The organism is Tissierellales bacterium (assembly GCA_025210965.1).
Lineage (GTDB): Bacteria > Bacillota > Clostridia > Tissierellales > JAOAQY01 > JAOAQY01.
The window spans coordinates 1-13,310 of record JAOAQY010000062.1 but is presented as its reverse complement, the minus strand read 5'-3'; the positions used below and the strand labels follow the sequence as shown (position 1 = coordinate 13,310).

The window sequence follows — 13,310 nt, the reverse complement described above, 5'->3', positions numbered from 1 at the left end:
TCATTTTCTTCATGTTTTCCTCCCTAATAACCTTATTATAATATTTTTGTGAAATTCTCTCCCTTTATCGTCGTTTTAAATCATACCAAAGTCACAATAGTAAAGTGTTGTTTTCGTTTAGCACTTTATTGGTAAATTATTTTTTATTTTTAATACGATTATTATGAAATTATGCTCAGAAGTATATTTTCGTAAATTTTTAGCACTTTATTATCAAAAATTTGAGTTTAAAAAATCGGTATATATTAGTCTCTAGATAAAAGCGCACTAAATTTTTATAATAAAAAACCTTAGTAAGATGATTATTTTAAAATCATTCCACTAAGGTTTTATTTTTACAAAATTTAAAGTTTAAACATCTAAATTTTTTTGATTAAATTTTACTATTCTACTGTAATTGTAACTCCAGTAGCATCTATTTTGTTTCCTGCTGCATCTCTGACATTTATAGAACCACCATCATAGAACTTGATTGTTGTTGCTCCATCTATCAAATAACCATCATTATCATTTCCTGCATCTGATTGTAGAACGAGTACAATTTTAGTTGGATCATTCGCATCAAGTGCTATCGAAGCAACATCATTAGCACTAAATGATGCATCACTTAATACTAGCTCATTTTCAGCTGAACTATCTGAACTACTTGACTTTAAGAAATCACCCACTGTACTAGAAGCGAGATTTATCTTTTCACTAACCGTTATTTCAATCTCTTTACCCAATGTATTTGCGTTTGTATACAATCTAGCAGAAGATATAGCAGGAGCTGTAGTATCTTCTCCAATTACTTCTATAGCCGATTGTGTATTGTCTGCCTCTACACCCCATGTTGTTTTAATAGTTGACTTAGCTTTCAATGTCATTTCATTTTCAAACTTTTCTAATTCCGGTGCAGTATTCATAGTATTCATATCTACAGCACCTTCAAATGTCAATGTAACTACCTTTTTCGAATCATCCAATGAAACATTGAATGTTGTTAAATCAGTATTTGTTGGAACTTCAAATGCATCTTTAGTAAGTCCTGTTATAGAAGATTCTTCAAGTTTTTTATTAAATGTTACAACTAGTGCATCTCCACTATCTACTTTACCACTTGCATTTGCATCTTTATATGATGCACTAACAATCTCAGGTTTATCTTCTGATCCTCTTGATATAGCTACTTTAGTTCCACTGTCAGCAGTCATATTAACAGGATTTCCAGCAACATCTGTTATTTTTAACTTATTTGCCTCTGCTAATGTTATTTGATCTCCTACCTTAACATCACTACTTGATCCTAATGTTATTTTAATTTTCTTGTTCCCTGAAGTTGAATCAACCTCTACCGTAGAATTTCCAAGTGTTCTAACCGTATCTTGATCTAATGCATCTTTTATTTCAAAATCACTTGCACTTAAATTATTGATTTTTATCGCTTCATTAAATGTTAGATATAAAATATCTCCCGAAGAAAGATTTTCAGAATTATCCACATCTTGTGTATTTGTACTTCCACTAACTGTAGGAGGAGTTGTATCTGAAGGCACTTGAACTATATTAACATTTGTAGCACTATTGAATTGATCTTTATCAACATTACCATCAATGGCTGTCTTCAAACTCTTAACCAATTTTAAAGTATACGTTCCTGAATTCATCGGATTTGCAAATGTCAATGTTACCTTCTTAGTATTTACATCATAAGCTGCGCCCGTTATTGTAGCTTTGCTATTAGCATCATTTGTCAAATAAAACTCATACGCTGAAGCATCTTCTACAATTGTTTTATTCATCTCTATAGTTTTTCCATCTTTCTCAAAATCAAAACTTACATTTTGTGAACTAGCAGACACATTAGCAAATGCATTTGGAATTTCAGATGGTGCTATCGGTTCATTTTCAATTTCAGCTGTCAAACTAGTAGTTTTAGATTTATTATCCGCTAAATCTCTAAATGCTTCACTTTCTACTGATACTAAATAAGGTGCTGTTTTTGAACTTAGGGCAGTTTTAGTTTGCTCACTCAAAGTAATAACCAAAGATATCTCTTGTCCACTATCTGCAGTATAATCATTTTCTGTAAGTGAAACTCCATTTATACTTATTTTGGTTTCATCTACTTCTGCATCCCCTATTTCAACAGTTTTATCAAAATTCAATGTTAGCTTTCCAGCTCTAGCTGCATATAAAGCTTTTACTATTTTAGGTTCTGTTTTTTCCAATTCAGCAATTCTCTGCTCTGCTGATCTAAGTTTTCTGACTACTGCATCTTCTAAATCTTTGTTTGTATCTTGTCGTAAAAACGTATATGCCACTCTAGCTGCTTTTACCGCATCCTTATCATTTAATGTAATATCTGATAGCTCTGGCAATCTTTGTATTATAAGTCTCGTACATATTACATCACAACCTGCAGGAATTACAAAATCTACCGATCCGCTAAATTCTCTTCCAGATATCATGCCATCTGCTACTGCATCCCAGCCTTCAAACGGTATACCCTTTTCACATAAAAATCCTAATGACATCTTATTTTCTATATCTATGCTATGATTAGAATTTTCTAATGGTATTTTTATCTCTACAGTATCATTTTCTTCAGATTTTGTTATAGTTTTTACAACACTACCATCATTTTTAACATCTTTCATCGCTACAAAACTACCATCTGAAAGTCTGACTGGATTTTTAGTTTGAACTACCCAATGTTTATTTTGTTTCTCAAAATCTATATCTTTTTCTGGATCAAGTCTTATAACTCTATGCCCTCCAGTTATTATTATATCCTTATAAGCTTCTCCATACTCCCCTTGATATTTGACTTTGTCTTTAAGCGGTCTTAAATCTAATACTGAATTTCTCTGTAAATTCAAAGTAGTAAGTTTAGGTAAAGTCATTGCAGGTGCTATATCTTCTACCTCATTTTCATATCCATATAACCACGATAACAATGGAAGATTTGATATTGGAGTTAAATCCTTAACATTGTTTCTACTAAAATTAAATTCTGTTATCTTCGTCATATTTCTCAAAATTGATATATCTTCAACTTCATTTTCATATATATGGAAGTACTCTAAATTTGTTAAATTGCTCAAACTAGATATATCGTATATTTTATTATTTCTTATACTCAAATGCTTCAAACTAGTAATGCCCGACAATGCAGAAACATCAGTCAATTTATTATACATGATTTCAAATTCTTCCAATTTCGTCAGATTTGAAAGAGCTGACATATCACTTATATTATTGTTGTAAATAAGTAATTTTTTAAGTTCTGTCAAATTTCTTAGCGACGATATATCTGATATTTCATTGTAAACTGCATTCAAATCGTTCACTTTTGTTAAATTTTCTATTCCATTCAAATTCTTTATTTTATTGTATCCAACATCCAACGTAGTCAGATTAGGAATGTTGCCAATATTCGCCAAATTTTCAATTTCATTGTTGTCTAAATACAATTCTTCAAGTGATGTAAGACTACTCAAATCTACAACTTCTCTTACTCCATTTTTAGCTAAATTCAAATATGTGATTGATGACATACCCTGTATAGCTCTAAGATCCTTTATCTTATTTCCTGAAAGCATCAATTTTGTAAGCTTTGGCAAATTCTTAAGTTGTGATACATCATTCAATCCACCATTACTAAAGTTAAATGCTTCTAGATTTTCAGCATATTGTAAACCCTCTAAATCATTTATATCCTTTTCATCGCCAGTATCTGGCATTCTCCAGCTATAAATCTTCTTTAATTTCTTTATGTCTTCCACACTAGGCTTGTACGTCTCTGGATCCTGCTCAGTCCATTCAGCACCATCTACTCTATAAGACGATTTATTCAAACACGCTACCACTAATTTCCTTAGCGAATCATTTGGTATAATCTCAGCAACTATTTTCACAATTGCACTTGCAGTATTTCCATTAGATTCACTGGCCGCATATCTCACGTAGTAAGTTCCTGATGAAACTGGAGTTTCACCATCACCACATTGAGTCCATAATTCAGGTGAGGCATCGCTAGCTGTAGCATACTCCATTTCACTAGTAGTATTTGCTAATTTAAACGAATTTCCATCTCTTTGAATAGACACACCATTTGGTGCTTTTTGCTTGTTTTTTACAACTAAATCTGAATTAACCAACTCCACATTAGCATCCCCAGCATTTACTATCTCAGTAACAGAAATATCATCTCCAAATTCTATAGTTACTTTTCCCTGAGCACTTTCCAAAATCTCTATTCTATCAATCCTACCATTTGTGTCTACTTTCATAGATGCTTGTGTTGACAACTTTGCTACATCAGCTGTACCAATTAAAACCGAATTTTCTTCTGCTATTTTTACTTCCCCGATCTTTCCTTCAATCTCTAAGTTCATTGCCTTATTTGCTGAAACTAATTGATCAAATGTAGTACCAATAACTTTTTCTACTGAATCGGTTTCCAGAACCAAATTAGCTTTATTGTTGACTAAATTGATTTCACCAACTCTTCCAACCAATTTGACCATTTCATTAGTATCAATATTTATAGCTGGCTTGCTAGAACCGTTTTCTGTTTCCATTTGAATACTACTACTACCCTCTACGATAATCTCTCTAGCTTTTCCCTTCATAACGAATGTATCTTTAATTGCCTTAACTACAACATCATCTCTGACATCAACATTACATTCAGCACCACCATTTTCCATGTCGACTATCATAGAAGTAAATTCCGCATCATCATTTCCAACTACTTTTATATTACAATTCGAATCTGTATCTAATCTTATATCATTAATTTTTTTAGATGATTGTAAATCTATTACTAAATCATTATTTCTTCTATCATCTACAGTTAAATCAGCATAAAAATCACCTTTGATTGTAATTTTTTCCACTAAACTATTCTCTACTGCTTTTTCAAAATCAGCTTTTGACTCAACCTCTACACTTAATTTTTGAATCGGTGTACTTGGTGTGCTTGGCGTACTTGGTTTCTCTGACTCACCACTTGTCTGAGGTTTTTGAACATTATCCGTCTCTTCAATAGTTACGTTATCATCTACTTCTACTTCTAGCTCTCCCGATTCGCTACTAACTTTTTCTATAAAACTTCCTGGTTTATCAGATTTTATTTTGATTTTACCCTTCTGATTAGCATCAAATTTTAACTCGCCCTTGAGTTTTTTACCATTGAGGTCAATATTAACCATCTGCTTAACCTCTAATGCTACATTTTCTAATTCTATATCAGCATCCAATACTACTTCTGAAATTCTAGAATCATTTATATATTTTTTCAGTGAAGAACTGTCCTTAACTAAAATTTTTCCTTTTTCTGCTTCTACATCAGAATATTGTATAACATTGCCACCTTCATCATGCAATTTTAAATCAACTAACTTTTTTTTGTTTTCTTCTGATATAGTCGATTTATCTTCTATACTAACCAACTCTTCAGTGATTCCACTTATACTATAATAAATCTCTTCACTTTTAAAAATAGCTTCGTTAAGCTCACTTATTGCCCAATCTTGTTCCAAATCCCCTATAGAAAATACATCATCACCTACAACCACTACATCAGCTGGTATGGCACTTGCTCCCGCTCCTAACAGCATCGATGTTGCCAATGCTGTAGATAAAAAATTCTTGCTTCTACTTATTTTCATACTTCCTACTCCCCCTATATTCAAATAAAATCTATAAAACAACGCTTTCACGAGTTTATCATTAATATTCACACTAATCCACCAATATAAAAATATATTATAAATAAAAAAAACACATTTATAATACTTATAATGAATTGCTATTCTACACGTTTTGAGACCAGCCACCCCTTCGCTCTAGTTATCATATAGTCATTTTTTATACAAAAAGCATTCGATAATTGGCTTCATCCTTAACGACTTGATTTTGAACCAATCATCGAATACTCTGTTTTGTAGTTTAATTATGTGACTACTATATAGTTTTTAAATCTAGTTTTATATCTAGTTAGAACTTTCTGGTGCACTTTCGCCACCATCATCTATAGTTATCTTAAGTGTAACTTTCCCTGAAATACTAGCTTCTTTTCCACCAAACATTTTGCTTGAATCCTTAGTATATACAGGGTAGCTAACCTCTACTACACTATCGCTTGGATTTGATAATGTAATTTTTATATCATCTCCATCAATATTTACATTTTGATTCGCATCTATAGTATTTTGTGCAACTGGCTCACCTACTAAACCTTTAAGTGGATTTTTGATAGTAAGCACTCCATCATTTATCATATCTTGAGTTGCTTCTAATTCAATCTTTAGCTTTCCAAACGTAAATACTCTAGCATTGTTTTCTAATATTGTTGATACACCATCTTGATCTCTAACCACGAATGTTTTCATCCATTCAAAATCATCAGAACTTATATCTGCTATATTTAATCTATTAACTTTTGAAAGTGTTCTAATAGATGTCATATAATCTTCTGGCAATGGATTACCATTTATTGAAAGTGCTTCTAATCCACTTACCTTAGAAAAATAACTTATATCCCTTATGCCATTATCATTTACATAAGCTGTTTTTAAATTCGATAAATGTTCGAAATTCATGATACTCGTTAATCTATTGTGTCCTATATCTATTACCTCTAAAGAAGTCATATTACCTATAGAATCATTTACAGATTCTATTTTATTTCCTGGAACTATAATTGTCTTTAACCAAAGATTATTTATTGGCATCAAATCTCTCAGCTCAGTCATGTTTATTCTCAAATCTTCAAGACCTGACATAGTAGTAAGTGCACTTATATCTTTGAGAGGATCTTTAGTATTCCCACAACCGTGGATACTGCAAGTTCCACTTCCATCTGCATCTTCCGATTCGCTATCCATATTCAGATCATTATTCAAATAATAAACTTTTTTTACTTTCTTACAATTTTTCAAACAACTAAAGTTCACTAAGTCTCTGCTATGAGCACTATCATCAAGCTCAACTATAAACGACTCTAGATTAATCGCATATTTTAAAGGTGCTACCAAGCTATCATCTACATTTCTATCACCGACATAGAAATTTTTGAGCATTTTCATATCAGCTACTGTAAATACATGATCCGTAGTTAATGGTGCATATGAAGTCTTTGCTTCATCTGTCAAATTTTTGTAGTCCCCATCATTTTCATTAAATAAATCTACATAGAATGCTTTTACTTCATCAGACATTGTTACTTTTTGGTCATCACCAACTTCTGTTCTGAGATAAACCACTTCAACAGAATCAGGAATAGCATTATCTCCAATTTGCAGTTCTCCAGCTACATTATCTACTATTACCTTTTTCAAATTATCACAACTTACAAATACTTCTTTTCCAATTCGCTGAACTGAATTAGGTATTGTAATTTCTGTTAAACTTCTACACTCTTTAAATGTTGAGTCACCTATACTAGTAACAGTATTCGGTATAATTATATTTGCTAATTTCTCTGCTCGCTTAAATGCATTATTTCCAATAGTTGTAAGTCCATCTGGTAAAACTATTCTTTCAAGATTACCTGCCTTGTAGAATGCGTAGTGATTTAAAATTGTTACATTTGGAGAAACCTCTATGTCTGTTATTCCCTGACAATTCTCAAATGCACTAAATCCTACCTCTTCTAAGCTACTTGGCATAGTTACCGTCTCTATACCAGTTTTCATAAATGCACCTTTTGCTATCTTGACTACACCCTCTGGTATATCATAATGAGTTCCCTTTGACTTGAGATACTGTATCAAAGTTTTGCCTTCCTTATCATACAATACGCCATCTATATCAGAATAATTCTGATTCGCTGGATCTACGTTGATATTAGCTGCATTATCTATACCTGAAAATGCCCATTCATTTATTGTTGTAATACTAGCTGGTATATTGATTTCCTTGATATTGCTACTATCCAAAAACACACTGTATCCAATCGTCTCTAGACCATCACTTATTGTTACATCAGACAATGAAGTACAGCTTGCAAATGCAGCATAATTAAGGTTATCAAGAGTCGCTGGAAGCACTATAGATTCAAGAGAACTACATTTGTAAAATGCATACTCATCTATCATAGTAAGTCCCTCTTTAATTGCCACATCAGTTAATGAACTACACTCCTGGAACGCAGCATAATTGATACTTTCAAGTGATGATGGTAAATCTAGGGATTTAAGAGCTGCACATTTGTAAAAAGCTTGCTCATCTATTGTAGTAAGTCCTTCTGGAAGTACTGCAGATTCTAATTTTTCACAGCCATAAAATACTTTTTTAGGTATAGTATCCAATCCTGACTTTATCATTGCTGTTTTCAAACTAGTATCACCTGAGAACACTTCTTCCTCCAAATTTATTAGAGTTGACGGAAGTTCTATTGATTTAAGTGCACTACATTTATAAAAAGCTTTCTTGCCGATTGACGTAATTCCTTCTGGTAATATCACTGATTCTAAATTCTCACAGTCAGCAAATGAATATGTCGGTATAGTTTTTAATCCAGCTTCTATAATCACTGTTTTCAAACTAGTATTTTTGTAAAAAACACCCGCTTCTAAGCTTTCAAGTGTTGATGGCAATGTTATCATTTCTATATTTGATTTACTAAATGCTTTAGATTCAATAGATTTTACAAAACTTTTCACAGTATAGTTTGTCTCATCTTTATTCAAAAACATGATAAGTTTTGACTTATCTTTTGTATAAATAGCACCTTCTTCTGCCACAAAATTGACATTTTCTTCTGCTACTGAAATAACACTTCCATCCACACCTTCAAATGATTCTGAATAAATAACACTAACATTTTCTGGAATTACAAGAGACTCTAATGAATCGCATCCTAAAAATACATTTTTGTTAATTTTGTTTATTCCACTTGGCAATTTAATTGTTTTCAAACTAGTACATTCTGAAAATGATTTTTCATCTATATCATTTACACTGTCTGGAATAACAATATTTTCAAGTGCACTACACCCCAAAAATCCACCTCCTGAGATTCTTTTAAGTCCATCATTCAATGTAATCGTTCTAAGACCCGTACATCTTGCAAATGCCCCATATCCTATACCCTCAACAGAATTTGGCATAATTATTTCTTTCAAATTAGAACATTTATAGAATGCCATTTTCCCTATTTGAGTAACACCTTCAGGAATAGTTACTGACTTTATTCGAGTTTCACTTTCAAATAATTTTTCTCCCAATTCCGATATACCATCATTTATAACCAAGTTTCCATTGTTATAAAGTGTTGCTATTAATGCATCTCCATCCTTATACTCCTTGCAAATACCATCTTCATCAACACTCAGCTGATCTATTTTTTGTTTAGATTGCTCCAACACATTATAGTTTTCAACCTCTTGTTTTTGCGAATCTGTAAGTGAATTGTATTTACTTAATAAAGTTTCTATCTGTATCTTGCTATCTAAAGTCATTTCCTCTAAGCTTGGTAGTTTAGCAATTTCATCCTCTATCGCTTTAGCTTCTTTAGATTTACTTGGCGTACTTGGCGTACTCGGTGTACTTGGTGTACTTGGTGTGCTTGGTGTGCTTGGCTTATCTGTTTCTCCACTTGTTTGTGGTTTTTGCACATTATCTGTTTCTCCTATAGCTACCTTATCATCGACCTCTAATTCCAATTCTCCTGATTCACTACTAACCTTCTCTATAAAACTCCCGGGTTTATCTGATTTTATTTTTATTTTACCCTTCTGATCAGCATCAAATTTCAATTCACCCTTTAACTTTCTACCATTTAGGTCAATATCTACCATCTGCTTGACCTCTAATAATTGATCTTCTAATTCTATATCAGCATCTAAAACTACTTCTGAAATTCTCGAATCATTTATATACTTCTTCAAAGACGAACTATCTTTAACTACAATTTTTCCTTTTTCCGCTTCTACATTGGGATATTGTATAACATTGCCACCATCTTCATGTAAATTTAACTCCACTAATTTCTCTTTATTTTCTTTTGATATAGGCAGCTTATCATCTATGTCGATCAAATCTTCAGTAATCCCACTTATGTTATAATAAATCTCTTCACTCTTAAATATGGCATCATTAATTTCATCTATTGCCCATTCCTGTTCCAAATCTTCTATAGAAAATACTTCATTTCCTACAACTACTATATCCTTTGGTATGGCATTTGCCACTCCGCCCCCAAATAGCATAGATGTCGCCAATGCTATCGATATAAAACACTTACTTCTCTTCATATTTTATTCTCCCCCTATATTAAAAATTACTTCCTTGTAAGACAAAAATAAAGACGATTCTTCAGCACCAGTGATTCAATACCAAAGAACCATCTTAAACTTTATCTAAATTATATTAATAAATTTATTAACCCTGAGACACGTGTACATTGATTTGTACTTCTGGTTTGTCTGCACTCATCCCCTCTAAAAGATCATACGAACCCTTGAACACATAATCTCCAGCAACGCTCGAATCATAATTTTCACAAGTCCAAGTCATATCAACATTTATAGATTTTCCGTTATTAAGCGTCATGCTCAAACTATTTGGTAAATCAATATCTTCTTCATTCACGCCAGTACTTATATTTACATCACTTGTTTCCGGAGCCTCACTGACCTTAAGTATTACGACTTTATGATAATTAGAATTCTCAAACCAATTGTTGATATTGTCATAATCTAAATTAGGTGTATATATATGAACTTTAGAATCTTCATCATGACCTGGATTTCCCATAAATACCTCTCCATGTACCTTTTTAACTTTTTTAAGCACAGTTATAGATCTGATTTGATTATTTAAAAACGAGAATCTATCAAGTGCTATATCCACTATATCTTCATCAAAATCAACAGAAACTATAGCATTATCAGCAAATGCATGATTTCCTATTTTCTTTAAACTAGATGGTAACTCTAGATATTTGATTTCATTATCATTAAATGCATACGGCTCTAATGCCTTTACACCTTCCGTCAAATCAACTACTTCTATATCATTTTTTTCAAACGCGCGACCATTGACAACAAAATCTGATATACCATCTGGGAACTCGACTTTAACCAATCCTTTTCCCATAAATGCATTTTCTCCAATTCCCTCAACTACGTCTCCATCTGGAGTAATCTTTGGTATTATCAAATTTTTATCTGATTCAAGTTGTGAAAGTCCGTCCTGACTAAAACCAGTAATGATATCATCATCGTACGTAAAATCTTCTTTCGTCCATTTAGAATCATCTGCTACATGTGCTTGTTCTTTTACTAACACATCTGTAGTCAATTTTAGCTCATAGTCATCACTAGGCTTCACAACACCATCTGGCAAATCAAATGTTGCTACTGCCGAGTAATTACCACTTTGATTCGGATTATAAGCATCCAAACTCCAGCTTAAATTCACTTCATGTCTATCATCGTTAGAATCAACTATATGAGTTGTTTTGCTAAGTTTTGCAATCACATCATCGCTACTAGTTCCAAAATCAACTACTACACTAGAAACAGCTTCTATATTTTTGATAGTTATATCATCGGCAACTGCCTTTTTCTGACATTCAAAACTAACTACATTCTCATCATTTTCTAAGTTTATAGATTTTGGATCAGCTGAAATCAATTCATGTGCATTATCATCATAACTTGGTGTAATATTAACATCTGCATCTCCTATATGATAGTAATTTCCTTCACCGTTTTTCCAAACTACATCCTCTTTCAATACCTTTTCACCAATCACATACTTGACAACTATCTTAGCTGGATTTATCACCTGATATTTAGAGTCTTCAAAATTATTTGGATTCAGTCTATCTGGTGTAAATATATGAACTATGTCATCGTGACCTAAATTTCCTTTAAATGCAGTTGGACTGAGTGAAGTAACACTACTTGGTATATTTACATCTACTAATTTGTTTCCAACAAATGCTGATGACTCTATAGTTTCAACACCATCTTGAATATCTACTGATTCCAAATAAAGTTCATGCCATGTATTTCTAAAAGCCTGAGATTTAATAGTTTTTACATTACCTGGTATAACTACCGATGTCATATTATTTCTAGCAAGAGCATCCTCTCCCAATGTAATTACACTAGATGGGATATCTACTGACTCTATATGATTGTTATTAAATCCAGACAAATACTCAAGTGTATCAGGCAAGTGTATTTCAACCAACTCATTGTCACTAAATGTCAAATCATCAATTCTCTTTACTCCTGCTGGAATAGTCACACTAGTCATTTTGTTATAACCAAATGCAGTAGGTATCACTTCCAAATTACTTGATAATTTTAAATTCTTTATTTGATTTAAAGTAAATGCACCTGCACCTAAACTAGTCACGCTATCTGGAAGTATAACTTCCTCCAATTTATTTCCGTTAAATGCCAACATTTCGATAGATTCTAAACCATCTGCAAATGAAATATGAGCTATATCATTGTATCTAAAAGCTTCTCTACCTATGATAGTCAAAGTCTCCGGAAGAACTACAGCACTGATCTTTAACTCAGAATCTTTTTCAGCTACAAATGCACGTTCTCCTACGCTTGTTATATTTTCTCCCGCTTCATTTGTCTTTGGAAGTTCTATACTTTGATCTTTTGCAAATTTAGCCAAGCCACTGTCAGAAAATCCTTTTATAGAAGTATTCTCTACATTGAAATCTGCTACAGTCCATTTAACTTCTTCACTAGCTCCAGTGTCTCCACCTTCTCCAGTATCTCCTGAAGTTCTATTGTCAATCAAACGCAAGTTAGTATTGCCTTCAAATGCACCATCATCTAAATTTACCAGAGTCTTCGGAATCGTAACTTCTGTCAGGTTATTGTTCGCAAATGCACTCTTTCTTATACTCTCTAGTGAGGCCGGTATAGTCAAACTTGCAATTTCATTGTCAGAAAACGCCTGTAATGCAATTTCCTTTACTCCCTCTTTTATAACTAAAGTTTGTATATCATTTTCTTTAAAACAATATGAAGGAATCAACTCTAAACTCGAAGGAATAGTGATACTAGTCAATTTATTTTTGAAAAATGCCATATTTCCAATCGATTCGATATTTGTTGGCAACTCTATACTTTGAATATCATTCATAGCAAAAGCTCCCATACCAATCTTAGTTACACTACTTGGTATAGTAATAGCAGTTATTCCTTTTGATCTAAATGCGGTATTTCCAATTTCCACAACAGCCTTACCATCTATTGATTCTGGAATATCTATCTCAGTGTCACTTCCCAAATACTTTTTAATTACACCATCTTCAAACTCATAACTACTCTCAGGTT

General features: G+C 32.4%; 3 protein-coding genes. All 3 read right to left on the bottom strand.

The window, feature by feature from the left end:
* Positions 1-383 precede the first annotated feature (383 nt).
* A complete protein-coding gene (locus tag N4A40_04310; protein ID MCT4661063.1) occupies positions 384-5,657 on the bottom strand; it encodes a hypothetical protein in 5,274 nt (1,757 codons plus the stop codon).
* Between the two features lie 324 nt (positions 5,658-5,981).
* The gene (locus N4A40_04305) at positions 5,982-10,247 is read right to left on the bottom strand and encodes a leucine-rich repeat protein (protein ID MCT4661062.1); all 4,266 of its coding nucleotides are present in this window, start codon (positions 10,245-10,247) and stop codon (positions 5,982-5,984) included.
* 127 nt (positions 10,248-10,374) lie between these two features.
* Positions 10,375-13,310 (bottom strand): leucine-rich repeat domain-containing protein (locus N4A40_04300; protein MCT4661061.1); only part of this gene is annotated, 2,936 nt, incomplete at its 5' end.